Origin of the sequence: Nocardia sp. NPDC006044, assembly GCF_042871115.1 — a bacterium.
Lineage (GTDB): Bacteria > Actinomycetota > Actinomycetes > Mycobacteriales > Mycobacteriaceae > Nocardia.
The window spans coordinates 2,578,824-2,602,406 of the sequence record NZ_JBIAID010000001.1 but is presented as its reverse complement, the minus strand read 5'-3'; the positions used below and the strand labels follow the sequence as shown (position 1 = coordinate 2,602,406).

Annotated in this window: 18 protein-coding genes and 1 riboswitch; of the genes, 9 read left to right on the top strand and 9 right to left on the bottom strand. The window is 66.8% G+C overall.

Annotation, left to right across the window (positions count from 1 at the left end; translation table 11 throughout):
- Positions 1-171: 171 nt before the first annotated feature.
- A complete protein-coding gene (locus tag ACFYO1_RS12205; protein ID WP_387229803.1) occupies positions 172-2,694 on the bottom strand; it encodes an ATP-dependent Clp protease ATP-binding subunit in 2,523 nt (840 codons plus the stop codon).
- Between the two features lie 174 nt (positions 2,695-2,868).
- Here ACFYO1_RS12205 and ACFYO1_RS12200 point away from each other — a divergent pair, with 174 nt between their 5' ends.
- Complete coding sequence (locus tag ACFYO1_RS12200) at positions 2,869-3,582, top strand: DUF899 family protein (RefSeq protein ID WP_387229802.1); 714 nt, start codon at positions 2,869-2,871, stop codon at positions 3,580-3,582.
- 93 nt (positions 3,583-3,675) lie between these two features.
- Positions 3,676-3,888, top strand: a complete 213-nt coding sequence (locus tag ACFYO1_RS12195; RefSeq protein ID WP_387229800.1) for a hypothetical protein — start codon at positions 3,676-3,678, stop codon at positions 3,886-3,888.
- Positions 3,889-3,909: 21 nt separating this feature from the next.
- On the opposite strand, the gene ACFYO1_RS12190 is transcribed toward ACFYO1_RS12195, so the two are convergent.
- Positions 3,910-4,782: a hypothetical protein gene (locus ACFYO1_RS12190; protein WP_387229798.1), complete on the bottom strand. Its 873-nt coding sequence runs from the start codon at positions 4,780-4,782 to the stop codon at positions 3,910-3,912.
- Between the two features lie 147 nt (positions 4,783-4,929).
- On the opposite strand from ACFYO1_RS12190, the gene ACFYO1_RS12185 reads away from it, so the two are divergent.
- Positions 4,930-5,166, top strand: coding sequence for a hypothetical protein (locus tag ACFYO1_RS12185; RefSeq protein ID WP_387229796.1), 237 nt, complete (start codon positions 4,930-4,932; stop codon positions 5,164-5,166).
- 292 nt (positions 5,167-5,458) lie between these two features.
- Here the strand turns inward: ACFYO1_RS12185 and ACFYO1_RS12180 are convergent, their stop codons facing one another.
- Positions 5,459-6,346, bottom strand: a complete 888-nt coding sequence (locus tag ACFYO1_RS12180) for a helix-turn-helix domain-containing protein (RefSeq protein WP_387229794.1) — start codon at positions 6,344-6,346, stop codon at positions 5,459-5,461.
- A gap of 231 nt (positions 6,347-6,577) precedes the next feature.
- A riboswitch (cobalamin riboswitch) is annotated at positions 6,578-6,711 on the top strand.
- Positions 6,712-6,846: 135 nt separating this feature from the next.
- On the opposite strand from ACFYO1_RS12180, the gene ACFYO1_RS12175 reads away from it, so the two are divergent.
- A complete protein-coding gene (locus ACFYO1_RS12175) occupies positions 6,847-7,848 on the top strand; it encodes a methylenetetrahydrofolate reductase (RefSeq protein WP_387229792.1) in 1,002 nt (333 codons plus the stop codon).
- A 103-nt stretch (positions 7,849-7,951) separates the two neighbouring features.
- Here ACFYO1_RS12175 and ACFYO1_RS12170 read toward each other — a convergent pair whose 3' ends face one another.
- From ACFYO1_RS12170 to ACFYO1_RS12160, 3 genes are all read right to left on the bottom strand, one after another.
- Positions 7,952-8,953 carry an NADP-dependent oxidoreductase gene (locus ACFYO1_RS12170; RefSeq protein ID WP_387229790.1) on the bottom strand — a complete coding sequence of 334 codons (1,002 nt, stop codon included), beginning with the start codon at positions 8,951-8,953 and terminating at the stop codon, positions 7,952-7,954.
- A gap of 71 nt (positions 8,954-9,024) precedes the next feature.
- Positions 9,025-10,470, bottom strand: a complete 1,446-nt coding sequence (locus ACFYO1_RS12165; RefSeq protein WP_387229788.1) for an MFS transporter — start codon at positions 10,468-10,470, stop codon at positions 9,025-9,027.
- Positions 10,471-10,666: 196 nt separating this feature from the next.
- Positions 10,667-11,155 carry a MarR family winged helix-turn-helix transcriptional regulator gene (locus ACFYO1_RS12160; RefSeq protein WP_387229786.1) on the bottom strand — a complete coding sequence of 163 codons (489 nt, stop codon included), beginning with the start codon at positions 11,153-11,155 and terminating at the stop codon, positions 10,667-10,669.
- A gap of 154 nt (positions 11,156-11,309) precedes the next feature.
- Here ACFYO1_RS12160 and ACFYO1_RS12155 point away from each other — a divergent pair, with 154 nt between their 5' ends.
- Positions 11,310-12,419: an NADH:flavin oxidoreductase gene (locus ACFYO1_RS12155; RefSeq protein WP_387229784.1), complete on the top strand. Its 1,110-nt coding sequence runs from the start codon at positions 11,310-11,312 to the stop codon at positions 12,417-12,419.
- Between the two features lie 15 nt (positions 12,420-12,434).
- On the opposite strand, the gene ACFYO1_RS12150 is transcribed toward ACFYO1_RS12155, so the two are convergent.
- From ACFYO1_RS12150 to ACFYO1_RS12140, 3 genes are all read right to left on the bottom strand, one after another.
- Positions 12,435-13,457, bottom strand: coding sequence for a WGR domain-containing protein (locus ACFYO1_RS12150; RefSeq protein WP_387229782.1), 1,023 nt, complete (start codon positions 13,455-13,457; stop codon positions 12,435-12,437).
- Positions 13,458-13,684: 227 nt separating this feature from the next.
- Positions 13,685-15,361 (bottom strand): hypothetical protein, encoded by a 1,677-nt coding sequence (locus ACFYO1_RS12145; protein ID WP_387229780.1) that lies wholly within the window; start codon positions 15,359-15,361, stop codon positions 13,685-13,687.
- Between the two features lie 166 nt (positions 15,362-15,527).
- Positions 15,528-16,271, bottom strand: a complete 744-nt coding sequence (locus tag ACFYO1_RS12140) for a hypothetical protein (protein ID WP_387229779.1) — start codon at positions 16,269-16,271, stop codon at positions 15,528-15,530.
- Between the two features lie 505 nt (positions 16,272-16,776).
- On the opposite strand from ACFYO1_RS12140, the gene ACFYO1_RS12135 reads away from it, so the two are divergent.
- The 4 genes from ACFYO1_RS12135 to ACFYO1_RS12120 all read left to right on the top strand — a co-directional run bounded on the left by ACFYO1_RS12135 (position 16,777) and on the right by ACFYO1_RS12120 (position 23,532).
- Positions 16,777-18,540 (top strand): peroxidase family protein, encoded by a 1,764-nt coding sequence (locus ACFYO1_RS12135; protein ID WP_387231848.1) that lies wholly within the window; start codon positions 16,777-16,779, stop codon positions 18,538-18,540.
- Complete coding sequence (locus tag ACFYO1_RS12130; RefSeq protein ID WP_387229777.1) at positions 18,537-19,661, top strand: catalase family protein; 1,125 nt, start codon at positions 18,537-18,539, stop codon at positions 19,659-19,661. The genes ACFYO1_RS12135 and ACFYO1_RS12130 overlap by 4 nt, the downstream gene beginning before the upstream one ends.
- Before the next feature lie 125 nt (positions 19,662-19,786).
- Complete coding sequence (locus ACFYO1_RS12125; protein WP_387229775.1) at positions 19,787-22,387, top strand: LuxR C-terminal-related transcriptional regulator; 2,601 nt, start codon at positions 19,787-19,789, stop codon at positions 22,385-22,387.
- Between the two features lie 161 nt (positions 22,388-22,548).
- Positions 22,549-23,532 (top strand): LacI family DNA-binding transcriptional regulator, encoded by a 984-nt coding sequence (locus ACFYO1_RS12120; RefSeq protein ID WP_387229773.1) that lies wholly within the window; start codon positions 22,549-22,551, stop codon positions 23,530-23,532.
- Positions 23,533-23,583: the final 51 nt, after the last annotated feature.

The window sequence follows — 23,583 nt, the reverse complement described above, 5'->3', positions numbered from 1 at the left end:
GAACGATATCGTTAACTATATGTTTTTGAACCAATCTAGGTCAATGATACGAGCACTATCAAAAGGGCAAATCATCAAGATTTAATTGGCGGCCGACGTCGAATTCAGTCGATAAACAACGCGCTTATGCCGCGCAACACGTTTCGTGTTGCGCGGCGGATTCCAGCGAAATCAGGTCAGCGCTACTTCGGGCTTTTCCTTGTCGTCGTCGGCCTTGGTGAGTTTGGTTTTGCCGGTGAAGGTGAACTTGGCGTCTTCGCCGGTGCCTTCGCCGTCCCAGCCTTCGACGTCGACGAACACGGTCTGGCCGGGTCCGATCTCGCCGAACAGGATCTTCTCCGAGAGCTGGTCCTCGATCTCACGCTGGATCGTGCGCCGCAACGGACGCGCGCCCAGCACCGGGTCGAAGCCGCGCTTGGCCAGCAGGGCCTTGCCCTGCTCGGACAGCTCCATCGACATGTCCTTGTTCTTCAACTGCACACCGACCCGGCCGATCATCAGATCGACCATCTGCACGATCTGCTCGGTGGTGAGCTGATGGAACACGATGACATCGTCGATACGGTTGAGGAACTCGGGCCGGAAATGCTTCTTCAGCTCGTCGTTGACCTTGAGCTTCATCCGCTCGTAGTTCGAGCCCTGAATGTTGGACTGGGAGAAGCCCAACCCGACCGCCTTGGAAATATCCGAGGTGCCCAGGTTCGAGGTGAAGATCAGCACCGTGTTCTTGAAATCGACCGTCCGGCCCTGACCATCGGTCAACCGGCCGTCCTCGAGGACCTGCAACAGGGTGTTGTAGATCTCCTGATGGGCCTTTTCGATCTCGTCGAACAACACCACCGAGAACGGCTTACGCCGCACCTTCTCGGTGAGCTGACCGCCCTCCTCATACCCGACGTACCCGGGAGGGGCACCGAAGAGCCGCGACGCGGTGAACCGGTCATGGAACTCACCCATGTCGATCTGGATGAGCGCGTCATCATCACCGAACAAGAAATTCGCCAGCGACTTCGCCAGCTCGGTCTTACCCACACCGGACGGACCGGCGAAGATGAACGACCCCGACGGACGCTTCGGATCCTTCAACCCCGCACGCGTGCGGCGGATCGCCTTGGAGACCGCCTTGACGGCATCTTCCTGGCCGATGATCCGCTTGTGCAGCTCATCCTCCATCCGCAGCAGACGGGTGGTCTCCTCCTCGGTCAGCTTGAACACCGGGATACCGGTCCAGTTCGCCAGCACCTCCGCGATCTGCTCGTCATCGACCTCGGCCACCACATCCAGATCACCGGAACGCCACTGCTTCTCCCGCTCGGCACGCTTGGCGACGAGCTGCTTTTCCTTGTCCCGCAACCGCGCCGCCTTCTCGAAGTCCTGCGCGTCAATCGCGGACTCCTTCTCCCGGCGCGCATCAGCGATCTTGTCATCGAATTCGCGCAGGTCCGGCGGGGCGGTCATGCGACGGATCCGCATCCGCGCACCCGCCTCATCGATCAAATCGATCGCCTTGTCCGGCAAGAACCGGTCGTTGATGTAGCGGTCGGCCAGCGTCGCCGCGGCCACCAGCGCGCCGTCGGTGATGGAAACCCGATGGTGCGCCTCGTAGCGGTCGCGCAGACCCTTCAAAATGTTGATGGTGTGCTCGACCGTCGGCTCACCGACCTGCACCGGCTGGAACCGGCGCTCCAACGCCGCATCCTTCTCGATGTACTTACGGTACTCATCCAGCGTGGTCGCACCGATGGTCTGCAACTCACCCCGGGCCAGCTTCGGCTTCAGGATCGAGGCCGCGTCGATCGCACCCTCGGCAGCACCCGCACCGACGAGCGTGTGCAGCTCGTCGATGAACAGAATGATGTCACCACGAGTGTTGATCTCCTTGAGGACCTTCTTCAGGCGCTCTTCGAAATCACCGCGGTAACGGCTGCCCGCGACCAACGAACCCAGATCCAGGGTGTAGAGCTGCTTGTCCTTCAGCGTCTCGGGCACCTCACCATTGACGATCGCCTGAGCCAGACCCTCCACCACCGCGGTCTTACCCACACCGGGCTCACCGATCAGCACCGGATTGTTCTTGGTCCGCCGGCTCAGCACCTGCATCACCCGCTCGATCTCCTTCGAGCGCCCGATCACCGGATCCAACTTGCCCTCGAGCGCGGCCTGGGTCAGGTTACGGCCGAACTGATCGAGCACCAGCGAGGTCGACGGCGTACCCGCCTCACCACGCGAACCGGAGCCCTCGACCGGCTCCTTGCCCTGATACCCCGACAACAACTGGATCACCTGCTGACGCACCCGGTTGAGGTCAGCACCCAGTTTGACGAGCACCTGCGCGGCCACACCCTCACCCTCACGGATGAGACCCAGCAGAATATGCTCGGTACCGATGTAGTTGTGGCCGAGCTGCAACGCCTCCCGCAGACTCAGCTCCAAAACCTTCTTCGCCCGCGGCGTGAACGGAATATGCCCCGACGGAGCCTGCTGACCCTGACCGATGATCTCCTCGACCTGACTCCGCACCCCCTCCAACGAAATCCCGAGCGACTCCAGCGACTTCGCCGCGACACCCTCACCCTCATGAATCAGCCCCAGCAGGATGTGCTCGGTACCGATGTAGTTGTGGTTGAGCATCCGGGCCTCTTCCTGGGCCAGGACAACGACACGCCTCGCGCGGTCGGTGAACCTCTCGAACATCGGCGCTCCTCACCACCCGGTGCAGATAGATATATAAATATACAGTAATCATGTACCCCGGAGAAGCAACCCCTACTTCGGGGTAGGCCGTGTCTCCCTTGAGCTGTTGGCGCAGCTGTTCTACCTTGAGCGGCGGCACGGTTACTATCCGAAACCAAAGGAGATGAACCCGTCATGGGCGAAGTGGAGGCCACGGCGATGGAACCGATGTGGCCCAAAGGTGCCAGCGCGGAGTACATCGCGGCCCGGATCGAACTGGCCAAGGCGGAGCGCACGCTACGCGACCAGATCGAAGAGGTCGCCGCCGCCCGCCGGCGCGTACCTGCCGGACTCGTCCTGGACGACTACTCCTTCGCCGAAGGCCCCGCCGACCTCGGCCGACCGGAACCGACCCGCACCACCAAACTGCGAGACCTGTTCGGGCAGCACGACACCCTGGTCGTCTACCACCTGATGTTCCATCCGGACGAGGACGAAGCCTGCCCGATGTGCTCGATGTGGGTCGACGGCTTCCAGGGCGTAGCCCACCACCTGGCCCAGCGCACCAGCTTCGCCGTAATCGCCAAGGCGCCCTTGCCGAAACTGCGAGCGTGGGCGGTGCGCCGCGGCTGGGACGGCCTGCGCATCCTCTCCAGCCACGGCACCACCTTCAACGCCGACCTCAACGCCGAACGCGCCAACGGCGAGCAGCGCCCGATGATCAGCGTCTTCACCCCCGACGGCGACCGCGTCCGGCACCACTACACCCTCCCGGCCAACTTCCTCGACGACGCCCAACGCGGCATCGATCAACTCTCCCCGGTCTGGAACATCCTCGACCTGCTCCCCGCCGGCCGCGGCGACTGGTACGCCGAAAACCACTACGCCGGCCGCGCCCGCCACCCCTGACCCACCCGAACCCATTGCGGCGCAAGGGGGCTGGGCAGACGGTGAACCACAGACGCGCCGCGAACGTATTACAGGGGAACCACGGGAGGAACCATGAACCGAACCATCGCGGGCACCCTACTCGCCGCCGCGATCGCAACCGGAATCCCGCTCGCCGCAGGACCGGCCACCGCCGACAACGGGGTAATCCACATGGAGGCAAAGCCCGCCGCAACAGCATCGGCACCCGGCGGCACAGCCACACCCGCCGCAACCGCGATCGAGTACGGGCTGGCGGCGAAGTCCGGCACTCCGGCGCAGCGCTGAGCGTCACCGCCCGCCGTCGAGTCAGTTGTTGTGCGTGGCATCGAGGTCGATACGGATGGTGTCGGCGCGGGGAACGATGAACACGCGGTCGCGGCGGGCTTCCCATTTCTGCGGAATCAGGATGTACGCGTCGGCGGTCTGATCGAGTAGCCGCAGACCCGCGTAGTAGTAGCGATACTTCTCGCCTGGGATGTCGACGGGCGTGGCCTCGACGTCGGGGCCGAGAAGCCCGAGCCCCTCGACGCTCCACACGACCGTCGAGGGCACGTTGGGAAATCTGTTCTCCGCCAGGTTCCGTGCGTCGTCGAGACCCTTCTCGGCGGCGAAGTTGCCGACGATCCAGATCGCGCCGGCCAGCCCGAGCGTGAACAGCGCGATCATGACCACGACCGCGGACGACTGTGGCGATTCCCGGCGCCGCGGCCGCAACCGTCCGCGCTGAGGCTGCCGAGTTCGCCACAGGTCCGGCCGATCCGAGCGCAGCGTCGTGGCGTAGCCGAGCAGGATGCTGCCGGCGACGATCGAACCAGGCATCAGGTAGTTGTTCAGCGGGAACCACGGCGGCACCCCGAACACCCGGATGAGCGGCGCCACCGCGAGCAGCACCACCCCCGAGCCCGACATCAGCACGTACCAGATCCGCAGGGCGCGAAGCTCATTGTGCGTCCGGCGGGCGATCATCATCGGAACATGGCGGGCCGCGAGCAACACCAGCAAGCCCACCATCCCCAAGATGACCGGCCAGAAGGTCGGTGCCATCGACCGCCTGACGAAATCGCTCACCGAGTAGCCGAGCGTCTTCGAATCGATCCCGAAATAGCCGTACCAGGCGCTCGCGTACACCGCCCCGAAGTAGTACAGGACTGGAACCAATACGGCGGCCTGCGATGCCAACGCCCCGGCAATCATCACCGCCGACCGCAACGGTGACGTCTCGGGTTGCCTCGCGACGCTCAACGGCCCCCGCTCGGCTTTATCTCACTCGACGGCGCCAAAGGACGGGGCGCTGCCGAAGGGTCCGTGGTGGGCAGCGGAGGATCGGTGGACACGACCCCGGGTATCGGTATCGGTCTCGGCGACGTCGGTGTCACCGGCTCCGTCGAGACGACAACCGGATTCGACGATGTCACCAGTGGCGGCGTCGAAATGATCAACTTCTGTTTCGTCGTCGCCGGTGTCAGCGGCGACACCCCGGGCGACGGCGTCACCGACGCTTGGTCGGACGCAACGACGACCGATGACGTCGAGGGCGCCCGCGGTGTAGACGATCTGTCCTGATCAGCCGATTCACTGCCGCACGCCGCCCACACCGACGCCCCCAGCACCACCACGCCCAATACAACTGGGCCAGAACGGTTCCGCACGTGCCCCCCTCGAAGTTGCCTGTGCCAAAACAATGCTGACACAAGCACCCCCGGCGCACACTCCCCCAAACGCATGACAAGGGCGCGAGTACGTCCGGCGAACTCGGCGACGCTCCCTGATCGGCGTATCGACCTGACGTCGGCGATCAGTGATTCGGCAGACGGTTTGACCGCCTACGGAACCGGGCGAGATCCGGGGCGGCCGCTCAGAGTCGCGCGGCTGCCGCGATCATCAGGGCGCGTGATCGTTCCGGTGTTTCGGCTTGCACCGCAACCTGATCCATCACGTCGCGGTAGACCTCGAGGTCGTCGCTGCGGTCCAGGTAGAAGGCACTGGTCAGTTGCTCGAGGTAGACGATGTCGGGGAGTTCCTGTTCGGCGAAGCGGAGCAGGGTGAACGAGCTGCCCGCGGCCGCGTGGACGCCTGCGGAGAAGGGCAGCACCTGGATTGTCACTCCTTGCTTGTGCGAGACCTTTACCAGGTGCTCGATCTGCTCGCGCAGTACCTTCCGGCCGCCGATCGGCCGGTGCAGCACGGCCTCGTCCAGCACCGCCCACAATCTAGGCCCGTCCGGCAGGTCGAGGATCTCCTGGCGCTTCGCGCGCAGCTCCACCCGGCGCGCCGCCTCGGCGTTCTGCTGACTGACCTCGATCACCGCGTGGGTGTAGTCCTCGGTTTGCAGCAGACCCGGAACCAGTTGTCCCTCAAAGGTTCTGATCGACTGGGCGGCGCCCTCGAGGCCGAGATAGGTCTCGAACCAGGGTGGCAGCAGATCGCTGTAGCGGTGCCACCAGCCGGGCTGATTCGCCTTGCGCGCCAAGTCCAGGAACATCTCGCGCTCGTCCGGATCGGTGACGCCGTAGAGCGTCAGCAGATCCCGGATATCGCGATCCTTGTAACCGGTCCGGCCGAGTTCGAGCCTGCTGATCTTGGCGTGCGAACCACGGATGTGATTGCCGGCCGCGACCGGCGTGATGCCTTTGGCTTCGCGCAGCTTGCGCAGTTGACCACCGATTGCGATCCGCAGCGCGGTCGGACCGCGCTCGGCGACCCGCGCGTCGATCCCGGTGATCCGGACCGGTTCCGCGACCATGACCTCTACCCCGCTTCTCGACGACTAGCAGCGGTATCGCGCCCATTTCCGTCTCGCACCACACCGCGTCGGTTAGATGATATCCTGCGCTCCGCAAACCGACCCGCGGTTTGATTCCGCGGCGCGTCACCGCGCCGCGACGACCCCTCATCCTTGGTGATCCCAGAGGACTTCGCTATATTCGCGAGTGCAACTGGTTCGCCGGAGGCGGAGTCGAGGAGCCCCTGATCCGCGCGATGGCGTCGAATCGGTCTCGCGCGTCAGCGTGTGGCCGGTGAGAGGAACTCGGTGAAACTCCGGGACCGCACCCGAGCTCGGGTCGGTGCCCATGAGCCCGCAGACCTGCCGATTGTGCCGGGTACACCGTATCCGGCGGTCGTCGCCTCGTGGATCGAGCGCGACGCCGAGCAGACCCGGGCACGGGATCGATGCTTCATGGGGCTCCTCGGTGTCGACTCGTTATCGGCGGCGGCCACTGGCCGCTGACCTGGAGTTCATCCATGCATTCCATCCCCGGACGTGACCGTTCGAATCACGGGCTCCCTACTCACCTCACACCGGCAGTCTCCGGCGTCCCGTCGGTCGTCGACAGCCTGCGCATCCATTCGGGGGCGCGGGTGCCGTTCTCGGTGGAGTTCAATCCGCCGCGCGACACCGCCGGCGAGGCTCGGCTCTGGCGCACGGTGCGGGAGTTCGAGCGCATGCATCCGGCGTTCGTCTCGATGACCTACGGCGCGGGTGGTTCGACCAAGGACCGCACCGCCCGGATCACCGGACAGCTAGCTCAGCAGACCACGTTGCTGCCGGTCGCGCACCTGACGGCGGTCGGGCACAGCATCGCCGAGTTGCGCGCGCTGGTCGGCTCCTACGCCGACTGCGGCATCCGCAACATTCTGGTATTGCGCGGTGACCCGCCCGGCGATCCGCTCGGCGAATGGCACAGGCACCCCGAGGGGGTCGAGTACGCCGAGGAATTGGTGCGCATCGTGCGGGATCTCGGCGACTTCAACGTCGGCGTCGCGTCGTTCCCGCAGGGGCACCATCAGTCCCCCGACCTGCCCACCGATGCGCAGTTCCTGGCCGCGAAACTCCGTGCCGGAGCGGACTATTCGATCACCCAGATGTTCTTCGAGGTGGATCACTATCTGCGCCTTCGCGATCGCGTCGCCGCCGCCGACGCCGAGCAAGGCGCGAAACCGATCATCCCGGAACTGATGCCCATCACCTCCCTGCGCACCATCGCGCGCGCCGAGGAACTCAGCGGCCGCGCCTTGCCCGAGTCGATCATGCGGCGGCTGCGCGCCGCGGCGGGCACCGGCGCCGAGGAGAACCGCGCCGCAGTGCGTGCGGCCGGCATCGAGATCGCCACCGAGATGGCCCAGCGCCTCATCGACGAGGGGGCGCCGTGCCTGCATTTCATCACGCTCAATTTCGCCAAGGCGACCACCGAGGTGCTCACCAACCTCGGTTACGAGGTCACCGCCGCGCCGCTCAGCGCCTGATGCCGCGGCCGGGCGGTGGCCTCGCTCGGTCGAGTCGCCGCTGATGTTCGATCACCCGCGTGGGTTGCTCGCGTGGGTGATCGAACGGGGCCGGCATACGTGTTCAGACAGCCAGCAACAACTTGCCGGTGTTCGCACCGGTGAACAGCATCTCGAGGGTCGTGCCGAATCGCTCGACTCCGCCCTCGACGACATGCTCGCGCGGCTTGATCTTGCCCTCGGCCAGCCATTTCGAGATCTGCGCGATGGCTTCTCCGTAGCGGTCCGCGTAGTCGAACACGACGAACCCCGTCATGGACGCCCGGAACACCAGCAACGACATGTAGCGGGACGGTCCCGGCGGTGGCTTGGCCGCGTTGTACGACGCGATCGCGCCGCTGATGACGATCCGGGCGCCCCGGCGCAGGTTGGCCAGCGCGGCATCGAGTATCTCCCCGCCGACATTGTCGAAGAAGACATCGACACCGCCGGGCGCGAGTTCGCGCAGCCGCCGCAGCACATTCTCGCTGCGGTAATCGATCGCCAGGTCGAAACCGAACTCCTCGGTCAGCATCCGGCACTTCTCCGGACCACCCGCGATGCCGATCACCGTGGCGCCCAACGCCTTTGCGATCTGCCCGGCGACACTGCCCACCGCGCCGGCCGCCGCGGAGATCAGCACAGTATCCCCCGCCTGTACCTTCCCGATCTCGATCAGGCCGAAATACGCTGTCATGCCGGTGATTCCGAGCGCACCGAGCCAGGTTGCCGCCGACGCGACCTCGAGATCGACCCGCTCCACGCCGCTGCCGTCGCTGATCGCGTACTCGGTGACACCGAAGGTCCCACTGACCGTCTCGCCCACCGCGAAATCAGGATGGTTGGACTCGACCACGGTGCCGATATCCATCGACCGCATGACCTCGCCGATCCCGACCGGCGGCAGATACGACCGCACATCGTTGAGCCAGCCGCGCATCGCCGGATCGATGGAGATCAACTCCACCTTCACCAGGATCTCGCCCGCCCCCACTTCCGGCAGCTCCTCGGTAACCACATCCCACGTCTCCGCATCAGGCAGCCCCTGCGGCCGCTTCGCCAGCCGCACCTGTCGGGTCGTCGTCACAAACGCTCCTTCGCCGAACGGAAATGAAGCCCACTGTAGTGGTCCCCACCCCGACGATTCGGCCGCGCTGCTCAGTGAGAATTCGGGCCGCTACGACGCGCCTGCGCCCCGACGAGCTCCTCCGCCTCCGCCTCGGACTGCGCGGCGGGCGCCGAGCCCCACATGTGCTTGCCGTTGGGTTCTTGGAGGAAATAGACCGATACCGCGCCGATTATGCCGGCGATGATCAGGTAGTAGGCGGGCCAGTTCAGGTCGCCGGTCAACCCTACGAGTGCGCCGACCACCACCGACGTGGTGCCGGCGAACAGTGACACCGCGACGTTGAACGCCACCGACAGGCCCGCGCCGCGCACCTTCGTCGGGAACAGCGACGGCAAGGTGGACGGCATCGTCGCGCTGAAACAGATCAGCGTCAGTCCCATCATCAGCAGGCCGACGAAGACGGCGAACGCGTTGTCCGTCCGGACCAGCAGCACCATCGGGAACGCCAGCAGGATCAGCCCCGCGATACCGGTCCAGATGATCGGTTTGCGGCCGACCCGATCGGAGATCAGGCCGATCACCGGAATGGTCAGCAGCGCAACGACCATCACCGCGATCTGCAACCACTGCGAGGTCGACGAGGACACCCCGCCGCCGGTCGCGTCGGGCACCGTCGAGGTGACGTAGGTCGGCATGTAGGAGGTCAGCATGTAGTTCGGGACGTTCCAGACCACCACCAGCCCCATGCAGACCAGCACGTAGGGCCACAGCTTCGCCAGGATTTTGGCCTCGTCGCCGGTCCGGTTCGACTTCTCGCGCTCCTCGGATTCCTTTTCCAGTGCGGCGAAGGCCGGGGTGTCGGCCAAACGCATCCGCAGATAGACACCGACGACACCGAGCGGCAGCGCGACGAAGAACGGCAACCGCCAGCCCCACGCCAGCAACTGGTCGTGGCTGAGGGTGGCGTCGGCGAGCGTGACCACCAGCGCGCCGAGCAGATATCCGGTGAAGGTGCCGAATTCCAGCCAGCTGCCGAGGAATCCGCGCCGCCGGTCCGGCGCGTACTCGGCGATGAAGGTCATCGCGTTGCCGTATTCGCCGCCGGTGGAGAAGCCCTGCAGCAACCGCGCGCACAGCAGCAGCATCGGCGCCCAGATGCCGATCGCGTTCTGGTCCGGGATGCAGCCGATGGCGAAGGTGCCCAGCGCCATCAGGATCATCGTGGTGGCCAGCACCTGGTTGCGGCCGATGCGGTCGGCCAGCGGACCGAAGAACATCCCGCCGAACGGCCGGACCAGGAACGCCACCGCGAACAGGCCGAAGGTGGCGATGGTGCCCGCGGTGTCACCCAGATGGGCGAAGAACACCTCCTTGATGGTCGGCTCGAAGTAGGCGTAGACGCCGAAGTCGTACCACTCGGTGATGTTGCCGATGCTCGCCGCACCGATCGCACGCCGAATGATCGGCGGATCGGTGACGACGATGTCATCGAGCGACCAACGCCTGGGACGCTCACGCGGAGTCAGCACAGCCACTACCTCAGGCTAAGGCGACAGCAGACCGATCCACCGGCGACGCACCGGTCTCATCCGACAGCGCGCAGCCAGTCTTCGAATGTCATTCCGGATCCCGCTGAGCGGCACCGGGCCGAGCCGGGTCGTCCCCACGACCCGCACCGAGGATTCCCGCCTGGTACCGACAGTACGCCGGCGAACAGCTGACCGCCTGAGGTCAGTCCGGGCGGGTCGTCATGTGGGTCTGCATCTGCCCGAGAATGCTCTGCAAACTGCGGCGGCGCGCCGGGCTCAAGGCATCCAGCGCCGCGCGGACGCCGTGCATCTCTTCGCGGACCTGCCGGGCGATCGCGATGCCCTCGGTTGTGGCGACCACCTTCTTGACTCGGCGATCGGTCTGGTCGACGTGCCGTTCGACCAGACCTCGCTGCTCCAGTCGATCGATGAGCAAGGTGATGTTCGATGCGTCACACGACAAGGCCTCCGCCAGTTCCCGCATTGCTCGCGGTTCGGCCAGTAGGCCGAGCAGTTTGGCTTGGCTGTAAGTCAGACCCAAACCCTGGGCCGCGGCGAGGAAGTCCTGCTGATAGACGCGGCAGAACTCGGTGACGGTCGCCATGACGTCGAGCGCGGTCGGCGAGGCGGACGGCGAGGAGTGCGGCACCTCGCAACGGTAGGCCGAATGCTTGACGAACTCAAGCTTCACGCCGCACGCCCGCCCGTCGTAATGCTTGACAGAATCAAGCACCTGCGGTTGTACTGTCGGTGAGTCGCTTGAGTTGCTCAACTATTTCCGCGCTAGAGCTCCCCCTACCGAAGCCGACCATGGCGCCGTCATCGGCGCCGACCTTGGAGACGATATGACCTCGGCAGTAGACACCACTCGGATCCGGCGATTGCTGGATCGGCCGTTCACGGTCGGCGATCTGACCGTGTCGAACCGGATCGCGATGGCGCCGATGACGCGGAACATGTCGCCGGACGGAGTTCCGGGCGCCGACGTCGCCGAGTACTACGCCCGCCGGGCGGCCAACAACGTCGGCCTCATCGTCACCGAGGGCACCTACATCAACCGGGCCGCGGCCGGCGCTTACCCCAACGTGCCGCACTTCTACGGTGAGCAGTCCCTCGCCGGCTGGGCGCACGTGGCCGAGCAGGTGCACCGCGCCGGCGGCCGGATCATTCCGCAGCTGTGGCACACCGGGTCGGCCCGGACGGCGACCGAGCCGCCCGCCGAAAGCCCGTCCGGCGTGGGGCTCGACGGCGGGCCGGCCGGAAATGCCATGAGCCAGCACGATATCGACGGCACGGTCGCCGCGTTCGCCGAGGCCGCGGCGGCAGCGGAGCGCCTGGGCTTCGACGGTGTCGAATTGCATGGCGCACACGGTTATCTGATCGACAGCTTCCTGTGGAGCGGCACCAACCAGCGCACCGACGGCTATGGCGGCGACCCCGCGTCGCGGGCCCGGTTCGCCGCGGAAATCGTCGGGGCCGTGCGCGCCGCGGTCTCTCCCGGTTTCCCCGTGTTCTTCCGGCTCTCCCAGTGGAAGTCCGGGAACTACCAGGCGAAGATCGCGGAGAGCGCGGGCGAGCTCGAGCAGATCCTGGCACCGCTGGTCGACGCGGGCGTCGACGCCTTCCATGCCTCCACCCGCCGATACTGGCTGCCCGAATTCGACGGCAGCGACCTCAATCTCGCCGGTTGGGTCAAGAAACTCAGCGGCAAGGCGACCGTGACCGTCGGCTCGGTCGGGCTCGATCAGGAGTTCGTCGGCGCCGCGGGCTGGCAGAAGCAGGCCGAGGTGGCCGGCATCGATCAGCTGCTCGATCGCCTCGAACGCGACGAGTTCGACCTGGTCGCCGTCGGCCGCGCCCTGCTCGCCAACCCCGACTGGGCGACCAAGGTGCTCCAGGGTCGCCTCGACGAGGCCATCGCCTTCGACCGCGGCGTGCTGAAGTCCCTCAACTGAGACCCGAGCCTCGGCTCAATGACGTTCTCCCGCAGCGTCGCCCAGCAGGAACCGGCCGATCTCGGCCGGAGTCTGCGGGCCGACGTCCGCCGGAGTGAGGGTCAGGATCTCGCGTCGAAAGTTCCGGATCTCGAAGGTACTGTCGGGCGTCGCCGCCGACAGCAGCCCGATCCCGCGCTCCAGCATCGATCGGCGATAGACCTTGAACTTCTTCTCTTGCAGCGACGTTCGACCACCGAGGTCAGCGAAGCCGTTCGCACTGCGCAGATCGAACTTCAGGTCGATGACCGGGTAGGGCTCCCGATCCCAGCTGGTCGAGGGCATCGCGTCGCGCCCCTGCAGTCTTGCCTCGACCAGTGTTTCGGTGTCCTGGTCACCGATCTCGCAGTCGAAAATCGGAGTGGCCCCAGCCATCCGGCCGCCGTACCGGTTGCCGCACAGCGAAGGAGCACGCAACAGCACGTGATCGAATCGGCCGATCGGCGCGGGCAGCTTGTGATGGGACCGGCCGTCGAAGGCGAGTTCTGTTCGTGGGCAGACGAAGTCGAGGAGGGCCGACATGGTTCGAAGATCGTGGCCGGGTTGTTTGACCACGAATTGCAGTCCGCGGCGCTCGTCCGCGCTCAGCACAAGGTACTCGTAGAAGGGTCCCGGCCCACCCCGGAAGTCGAAGAATTTCGCGAACACCCCCGCGCGACCGTCCACGGCCGCATAGCCCGCCCAGTAGGCATCCCAAGCGCCCGCGTACCGCTTGTCCTCATGCACCCGCATCACGTCGAGCAGTGGGGCGTCGGCCATCTCGTCGGCCTCGACCAGCACCGGCGGCGTCACCTCGACGTATCCCTGGCGCTGTTTCTCCCCGATCTTCCTCGCCACATGCCGCTCGGCATGCGCCAGGTCGTCGAGCGTCATGCTCGACCCCTGAGTCCTGCCGTCCACCTGTCCCCAGGACATATGACAGCGGATTCCGTCACGGCGGATCCGCCAGAACCGCACCGCGCCATCGTCGTTCTTCTCGAAATATCGCACCTCGGACACGCCCACATCTTGCTTGATCTCGAGCTGATCGAACCCTTCGTCACCCGCTGATGCCGGCTCCGGAAGCGTCGTGGGATGTCGACCGGATCCAAGGGTGGATCCGGAATCGACTGACCGACACGACGGACAGCTGAGTCGATGTACTGAAAATCGGCTGCCGCCTGCTCGACTCGGCATGTCCGACGGTCCCGCTTGCCGGGACACGAGACGGGCCGCCGTACCTCGTTTTACTCCGGCACCGCCGATCTCGGTTGCGCCAGAACGGTTTTCACCGGGACGGCGACGAAGCCGCCGCCGACTACCACGATTCGATCGGCTTTTCGGTTCCAGTACAGGGCCGAGTAGCGGGTGCGGTCGTCGAACATTTCGGGTGGTAGGGGGATGTGGGTGCCATGGTCTGGGAAGTAGAGGGCGCCGACGTCGCCCTCGTCGTTGTCGCCGAACTTCAACAGCAGTCCGCCGTCCGTGCCCGGACGCACGGCCATCACGTTGGTCCATGCTTCGACGTGCCGGAGCGGTGCACCGCCTCGGTGGATCTCGTGTAACCGGCGATTCGACAGGTAGAAGAATCCGTCGTCGCCCGCCGGCGCCGAGGTGAATCCGACGAACGAGCGCTGCGCGCCCATCTCGAAGGCTCGAACGCAGCCGGTGCCCGCCGGGTCGAGTTCGTAACCGTTTCCGTCCCAGATCAATACGGTGCTGTCGTCCGCGAGCCGGGCGGCACCGGTCAGCGGGAGTGCGGCGTCGCCGAGCGAGCTCTTCACCACGGCCGCATCCGAGATGCCCGGAATCTGTTCCCACGCACCGGATTCCGCGAGCCACAGCGGGCCGGGCAGCGGGTCACCGATATTCATGCCGCCGAACCTCAGCAGGTGGGTCTTGACTTCGTGCAACACCACGGGCCGTTCGCCGAGGAAGTAGCACTCGTGCGCGTAGAGGTCGGCCGCGCCCGGCCCTTTGGCAGGCAGTACTCGTGGGGCATCGTCCGAGCCGTCCACCAGGATCGGTCCGAACACCCGCGGACGAGCCTGCGTGTCGGTGGTGGACTGCGCGAGCCACCCGCCGGTGGACGACCGTGCCGCACCCACCCAGAATTCGTTGCGCTGCAACGCCAAACGCGGCGGCCAGGCCTCGAGATCCCACAGTTCCACCCGCGGTGCCCGGCCGTCGCTGTGTGACAACAGGAATCCGTCGACGATGTTATCGAGCACGCTCGCGATCGGCGAGGCCGGCGCGGTCTCCACCTCGGCGGCCGGAGTTCCGTCGTTGCCCAGGTATTGCGCCCACATCAGCTCCGGATCTCCCGGGAACTCACCGGCCGCGGGCACCGCGAGATCGGTTGCCTCCCAATACCCCAGCTTGCGGTCGACCGCCGCCCGCAGGGTCGCCACGATCCCCCGGTACTTCCGCTGCTCGCCCTTCGGCATCGGTTCGAGCTGCTCGTGCAGCCACTCCAGCACCTCCGCGACGTGGTCCGCGGGCACATACAGACCCGTCGAGTAATTCCCACTGAACCACCCCGACGAGAACTGTCCACCCAATTGCGGATGCGCCGCAACGACTTCGGCGAAGAGCAGGTCCGGCGCGTACTGCGCCTTCGGCACGAACACCGCGTCCGGGAACACCCGCCCTGCTTCGAACGCAAGGCTCAGCGCCAGTCCCCGCTCGTACCGGTACGGCAGCATCGAAGCGCTGAACATGATCGCCGCGACGGACACCGCCTCCGCCGCGGCCCGCCCATCCGCGCCGAGCAGCAGCTCCCGCACCTGCCGCCACACCTCTTCGGCCCCCGGATGCACCCGATCCAATGCCGTGGCCTCGGCCGAACTGCCGAGCAACCGGGGCACGAACTGCTCCCGAATCGCGCCCTCGTCCACCAGATGCAATGTGCAGTCGTATCCCATAATCCTCCGCCTCGTCCTACGCCCCCACATGCAACCACGAGCCCAACAGCCACGCGAGGCCCCGATCCCTGGGTCAAGATCACCGCACCGCACCGCACCGCACCGCACCGCACCGCACCGCACCGCACCGCACCGCACCGCACCGCACCGACGATGGGACCGCGGGTCAGTGCGCTCGCGCCACCAGAGCGGCGAGCATTCGTTCGGTCTTGGTCTCGCCGGTCGCGACCGATAGACCGTGGCGGCGCACGGTGGCCTCGAATCCGAGTTGCTGTACTACAGCTCGCCTTTCCAGCTCGGCGCTTGACTCCTGGTGCCCGGCGGTGACTCTGAGCGACAACTCGAGCAACTCGAGATCGGCGATACACCACCGTTCGACATCGACCTCCAGGTCCCCTAGGCGCACCTTGGTCCATTTCGTCGACGCGATCGGACCCATCGCCGAGAGGTGATCGACCGCGACGCCGGGAGGCGTGCAGCTCACCAGGAACTGACGCTGCGCGGAGTCCAGGGCGGCGGTGACGTCGGTCCCGAGCAGCGCGGCATCGCGTAGTGATCCGGGCGGCCGCTCGCCCACGGCCGAGGCGGACAACACCCGCCGCTCACCACACCAGTCGCTCTCGATGCGGTACTCCAGGGCCGCATCGGTGAACGGCGTGGCCCACCTGCCCGCCAATTGCGAACGGCGACATGGCCGTAACTTCACGGTCAGGTCGTCGCGCGCACCGCTGCGCAACCGGATGACGATCCGGCTCGACAGCAACGCCGACGCCTTGCCGGAACGGTCACCGCGCGACTCGGCGAACCAGATACGGCGTTCGGTAGCGGGATGCCCCGAACACCGCAGCCGGGTCAGCGCGTCCGCGACGTCGCCGGCGAGATTGACCTTGATCTCGATCGGAGTGATCACACCAGTGCCCTTTCGTGGTGCCCGCCCCGAGTACCTCCCCGCGCTCGCGACACCATCGAAGACAGCGTTGGCCCACCCGTCGCCGGCCCGCGTGCGTAATTCGCTACTCGATTACCTCGAAGACGACATCCGGTAGCACCTGGGGAGGCGGGGCGCGCGGGGATCCACGGGTCTTACAGCCAGGAACAGGCGGGGGAAAGCGTCGTTGCCGAATGTGTGCCCCTGCCCTACCCGGCCCCCGATCCACTCGCGAAATCCGAGTAGCAGCATCAGCGGCCCGCACGCGACGGCCGGGTTTGAAGTAGCCGACTACGCAAGACGGGCACCCCCGTCCGCCCAAAGACTGTGCATCCGATCCGATCTCGGACGAGCCGCACGCTCGCGCCCGCCACTGGGAGGTCCTTTGATAGTCAGGGCACAACCGGCGACACCGTCGCCGGAGTCCACATCGCCGGCCCGCCGAAGGCCCCCTGCGATCCGCTTGCTGGTCCGAGTCGCCGAGACGATCGACCGCGCCGTCGGCTGGCCGAGATTGCCCACGCCGCTGGGATTGGCCGTCCTGGTCGGGCTGCGGAGCCGGCTGCGCTCGGAGAACCTCTTCGACACCGGACCCCATCCGGCCGGACCACTCCCCGCCGACCCGGCCCGCGTCGGCGAACAGCTTCGCGCGCGAACGATCGACGGAACCTACAACTCCCTCGATGATCCGCGAGTCGGCTCGGTCGGCTGCCGGTTCGGCCGCAACGTCCCCTTGCGCTGCACCTACCCGGAGGATTCGGCCCGCATCCTCGCGCCCAACCCGCGGCTGATCAGTCAGCAACTGCTGACCCGCGACCGTTTCCAGCCCGCCACCACGTTGAATCTCCTGGCGGCGGCGTGGATCCAGTTCGAGGTGCACGATTGGTTCAGCCACGACGACGCCGACAGCGAGCCGTGGTCGGTTCCGCTGGACGATCGCGATCCCTGGCCGGCCCGGCCGATGACGATTCCCCGCACCGCCGCGGTGGCCAGCCCCACTCCCGGCGGACCCCCGACCTACCCGACCGCGGACACCCACTGGTGGGACGCCTCTCAAATCTACGGCAGCACAGCGAAATTCGCGGCCGCACTGCGGACCGGCGACCAAGGGCGACTCGAGATCGACGAGCTGGGGCTGCCGCCGCTCGGTGTGGAAGGCCTGCTGGAGCTGTCCAGTGCGGCGGCCAACGCCTGGGTCGGACTCGCGCTGCTGCACTCGCTGTTCATGGCCGAGCACAATGCGATCTGCGCGCATCTGGCCCGCCGTTACCCGCACATGACCGACGACAACCTTTACGACACGGCACGTTTGGTGAATTCGGCGTTGATCGCCAAGATCCACACCATCGACTGGACGCCGGCGATCATCGCCCACCCGACCACCGTTGCCGCCATGCGCGCCAACTGGTTCGGCGTTCTCGGTGAGCGAGTACAGCGCAGGTTCGGCCGGCTCAGCGGCAACGAAGTGTTGTGCGGCATACCGGGATCCACCGTCGAGGACAGCGGGATACCGTTTTCGCTCACCGAGGAATTCGTCGCCGTGTATCGGATGCATCCGCTCATACCCGACAATCTCGTGGTTCGCAGCCTCGCGGACGACAGCGTCCGCGCCGAGCACCCCTTCCCTGATCTTGGGGTCGCCCACATCCGCGAGCGGCTCGCCGAGACCCCGATGGACGAGTTGTTCTACTCGTTCGGTCGCGCCCACCCCGGTGCGCTGACCCTGCACAACTATCCGCGTCATCTGCAGAACCTGACCCGCCCCGGGCACCCGCTGCTCGACCTCGCGACCGTGGATATTCTGCGGGTCCGCGAACGTGGAGTGCCACGCTACAACGAGTTTCGCCGGCAACTGCGGTTGCGACCCGCCGCCTCCTTCGAGGAGTTGACCGATAACCCCCAGTGGGCGCGTGAGCTCGAGCAGGTCTACGGCGAGGTCGAACAGGTCGACCTCATGGTCGGCCTCTACGCCGAACCCAAACCACCCGGATTCGGCTTCAGCGACACCGCATTCCGGCTGTTCGTCCTGATGGCGTCCCGGCGGCTGTCCAGTGATCGGTTCTTCACCACCGACTTCCGGCCCGAGGTCTACACCGAGGCGGGCATGGCGTGGGTCCAGGACAACACCATGCGCAGCGTTCTGCTGCGGCACTTCCCCACTCTGGCACCCGCTCTCGACGGTGTCGCCAACCCGTTCGCTCCGTGGCGGAGCGTCGATTCGCCGAGCAGGCAAAGGAAACGATCGCGATGACCGATGTGGCAACGCCGCGCACGACCGCACAGAAGTACCTTCGTTACCGGGACGACCTCGAGCAACCGCGTCCCGACGAAGAACAGATCATCGACAAGATCATCACGGTGCTCCGCGGCAACAACGAACGCGCCTATCGCAAATACAAACACGGATTGCGCGACGCGCACGCCAAAGGCCACGGCATCCTGCGCGGCGAACTGACCGTGCCCCCGGGCCTGCCGCCAGAACTCGCGCAGGGCCTTTTCGCCACTCCCGCTTCGTATCCCGTCATCGCACGCCTGTCGAGCACCTCGGGGGTGATCCGCAGTGACCAGCTGCGCGGCGTGCGCGGCCTGGGCATCAAGGTGCTCGGTGTCCAGGGGGCACGGGCGCTACCCGGCGACGAGGCCACCACTCAGGACTTCATCATGGTCACCCACCGCGAATTCCTGTTCGCGGACGCCCGCGCGTATCTTCGCCGGGGCATGCCGATCGCTTGGGTGCTGGCCCGGCTGCCCGACCCTGTCCTCCAGACGGGCAGCGCCATCCTTTCCGCACTCGACAAGCACGTGTTGCGGCGTATCGGACGTCCCCTCCCGCCGAACCTGGCCGTATTCGTCCGGCCCAACACCCACATTCTGGGGGAAACGTTCTATTCGTCGGCGCCGCTGCGCTTCGGCGACTACGTCGCCAAGCTCCTCTACACTCCGGTGTCGCCGGAAGTCACCGCCCTGCGCGGCGTGCCGGTGAGCCGCGACGCGGGCAGCAACGCCCACCACGACATGGTCATCGACTTCTTCGCCGAGCACAGCGCCGAATACGAGCTGCGCGTGCAACTGTGCACCGATACCGAGACGATGCCCATCGAGGACGCGACCGTCGCCTGGCCCGAAGCGGCCTCGCCGCACCGGACCGTCGCAACCATCCGGTTCGATATCCAGGATCCCGATACCCCCGAGCGGCGCGCGTTCGGCGACGACGTCGTGTCGTTCAACTCCTGGCGAGGGCTGCTGGCCCATCGGCCGATGGGATCGATCAACCGGCTCAAACAGCGGGTGTACGAGGCGTCCAGCAACTACCGTCACGGCGTCAACCACGTCCTCCGGCTCGAACCGACCGCGGACCAACTTCCGCGATGACCTCCGCGCCGCACATCCACCCGCGTCCACCGCCCGGACCGGTCGACCACCCGCGCGTCGACGCGGAACGACCCCCGGGAGAAACACATCGCGGCGCCGGGTCGCGGTCTCTACACTTATCGCTCATGGGGGATCGCTGGCAGCTGCTCGATCGTCCCGACAAATTCGAGGCGGTCCGCACGGCATTGACGAGCACCGACACCGGTGGTGTCGTGCTCGTCGGTGCCGCGGGCATCGGCAAGACGACGCTCGCCAGGATCGTCACGTCGGCGCTGAACGTCCCGGTTCGGTGGGCCGCCTGTACCGAATCGTCGCAGGCCATTCCGCTGGGCGTCTTCGCGCCCTGGATCGCGCCCTCGGCTTCGCGCGACCCCATCGCACTGCTGTCGTCGGCCCGGGAAAACCTTCTCGCCCAACAGGACACCGTCATCGGCGTGGACGACGCGTACCTGCTGGACAATCTGTCCGCGACGCTGCTGCACCAGATCGCCGTCGACCGCAGTGCCCATATCGTGGCCACCGTTCGGACCGGGGAGCCCGTGCCCGATGCTGTCACGTCCCTGTGGAAGGACGGCTACCTGGAACGCATCGAGTTGACCGCGCTGACCAAAGAGCAGTGCGTCGGCCTGGTCGAGACCGTCCTGAGCGGAACTTTGGAGGGACTCAGCGCCGACGTCATGTGGGAATCCTCGGGCGGTAACCCGCTGTTCCTGCGCAACATGATCGAGGGCGCGGTCGAGGCGGGCACGCTGACCGAAGTCAACGGCGTCTGGCAACTACGCGGTCCGACCGCCGTCCCCGCCGGGCTCGTCGCACTGCTCGGTGAGCGGCTCGCCCGCGCGGGCGAGCCGGTCCTGGACGCGTTGAAAACGCTGGCCATCTACGAACCACTCGACCTCGACATCCTCACCGACCTCGTGGGCGCGGACGCCGTCGACGCCGCCGAGATCGCCGGCCTGATCCGCATCAGCCACGACGGCTGGCCGAGCAACGCTCGGTTCAGCCATCCGCTCCTCGGTGAAGTCGTCCGCCGCCAGATCGGCACGGCCGCGGCCCGCAAGCTGCGGGGGCGCATCGTCGAGATGTTGCGCGAGCGGAGTCTCGGCACCGCCGCCGACCGGATCCGGTTGGCGCAGTTGTGCGTCGACAGCAACCAGCCGATCGACACCGAACTGTTGGTCACGGCCGCGAAAGACGCTGTCGCGCTGTCCAATCTGCCGTTGGGTGAACGACTCGCGCGCGCCGCCAACGACCGCGGCGGCGGGCTGGCGGCGGCCGAACTGCTCTCCCGCGCCCTGCTGTGGCAGGGACGGCCGCTCGAGGCCGAGGAGATCCTGGCCGGCTTCGACCCCGACCAACTCGATCAACTCCAGCTCGTCCAGTGGGGCATTCCCCGCGCCAGCCTGTTGTTCTGGTCGCTGCGCGATGCCGACCGCGCCCGCAAACTGATGGACCTGCTCGGCGCCCGGGTCGAGCATCCCGCACTGCGCCTGGTCCTCGATGCGGTGAACGCCGCCATGGCGGTGCACGAGGGCCATCTCGCCGACGGCATCGAGGCCGCCGAACGTGTGCTCGCCGACCCGAACTCCCCCGGGCACGCCGTCGACTTCGCCGCGTTCGCCGCGGGACTGGCGATGCCGGTGGCCGGGCGTGGCGCCGACTACGCGCCGATCGCCGCCCGAAGCCGAGCCCAGCGCAAAGCCAGCGACGGCATGATTCGCGCGATGGTCCGCTACTGCGATGTGCTGGCGCTGACCATCATCGGCGAATTCGACCTCGCCGAGCAGCGCGCCACCGAAAGCTCCGAATTCTCTTCCGCGGGACAGTTCGCCGGCTGGGCGATCGCCAAGATAGCCGTCGGCGTCGTCTCCACCTACCGCGGCCGGTACCGCGAGGCGATCGCCGCGTTCGAGCAAGCACTGGCGGCGCTCGACGCCGAGGCCGCCCTACCGTGGCAGCTACCGGCACGGCTGCTGCTCGTCCGCGCCTACGCGTCGGTCGGCGACGCGCAACAGGCCGAGCGGGTCCTGCTCGAGGCGGAGGAACACACCGGGCCGCACATGGCACTGCACGAACCGCAGCGCATGATCGCCCGCGCCTGGCTGGCGGCCGCGACCCACAACCAGCACTCCGCGGTCGAACTGGCCCGCAAGGCCGCCGAAATGGCCCACAGCACAGGGCAATACGCGCTGGAGGCGGAAGCCCTGCACTATGCCGTCCGATTCGGCGACCGCACGCTGGCCGCGCGGCTGCACACGCTGGCCGGCCGCGTACAAGGTCCCGTGGCCGGGATCTACGCCCGCCACGCCGCCGCCTTCGGCCACTCCGACGTCAACGCGCTGGCCGCGGTCAGTGTCGAGTTCGAAACCGCCGGATTGTTGCCTGCCGCAGCCGATTCCGCCGCACAGCGGGTCCCCATGCACGACCGAGCGGCACAGCGCCTGCTGAGTGCGCAAGCCGCGGCGCGCGCCCTCGAACTGGCCGCCCGGTGCGACGGGGCGGTCACCCCGGCCATCGTGTCCGCCGCCCAGCCCTTGCCGATCACCGCACGCGAACGAGAGATCACCGCGCTCATCGCGCGCGGACTGTCCAATCGCGAGATCGCCGAGCGGCTAAGCGTCTCGGTGCGCACCGTCGAGGGCCACATCTACCGGGCCTGCTTCAAACTCGGCGCCGCCGACCGCGACCAACTCGCCTCCATGATCTGGCGGGACGACAACCGCTAGGCCGCACGTCTCGCCGGGCAAAAGCCTTGGCGCACACCGGTCGGCGAAACCGTTCAGGGGTTGACAAAGCACCGTCGGCACGTCACCTTTGTCCGATGGTAACGTTACCAGAGCCGGAAGGTGACGCTTCGGCGCCGGGTGAGCGGCGTCGGTGGCCGACGATGGCGGATGTGGCGCGGCGCTCCGGCGCCTCGCTGATGACCGTGTCGCGGGTGGTGAACGGTGAACCCGGCGTTCGGGAGGAAACCGCGCAGCGGGTCCGGTCGGCCATCGACGAGCTGGGCTTCCGGCGTAACGACGGGGCGCGAATTCTCCGGCAGGGCAACGCAACCGCGAGTATCGGCCTGGTCATGGAGGACCTGACCGGTCCTCTCTACAGCACCGTCATGGCCGCCGTCGAGCAGGTGGCCCGGGAACGGGACTACCTGTTGCTGGCCGGATCGGCGCAGGGCGATTCCGCGCGCGCCGCGAAACTCACGAGCGCGTTCCTCGCCCGCCGGGTGGACGGGCTGATCGTCGCGGCCAGTCTGGCCGGTGAGGTGGCGCTGGAAGCCGAGCTGGCACCGGAAACCAAGTGCGTCTTCGTCGATCGGCCGAGTTCGAGTGCGAAGTTCGATTCGGTGGTGTCCGACAACGAAGGCGGCGTGCGGCTGGCCGTGGCGCATCTGGTCGCGGCGGGCCATCGCAGGATCGGTTATCTCGGCGACGACGAGCGGTTCTGGACGGCAGGCCGTCGCCGCGACGGCTTTCTCGCGGCGATCCGCGAGCACGGTCTGGACGCGACGAACCTCGTCGGCATGGGTTTGCACGAACCGAGCAGTCAAGCCGAGATCTGGCAGCGGTGGGCCGGGGGGCCCGATCCGGTCACGGCCGTGGTCACCGGAAACAACCGGGCGACGCTGGCGCTCATCCGGCATCTGCGCACCGCTCCCGAATTGTCGGTCGCCTACGTCGGATTCGACGAATTCGACCTTGCCGATCTGCTGAGCCCCGCCGTCACCACGGTCGCCCAGGACGCCGAGCGCATGGGGGTGCGGGCGGCCGAAATGCTGTTCGACCGCATCGGCGGGCTGACCGACGGCCCGCGTCAGGTCGTCGTCCCGGCTCGGCTGATCGTCCGGGAGTCGGGACACCTCAGGCGATGAGTCACCCGGCCGGGCAGCCGATTTCGCACATTTCTCGTCGAACACAGATCA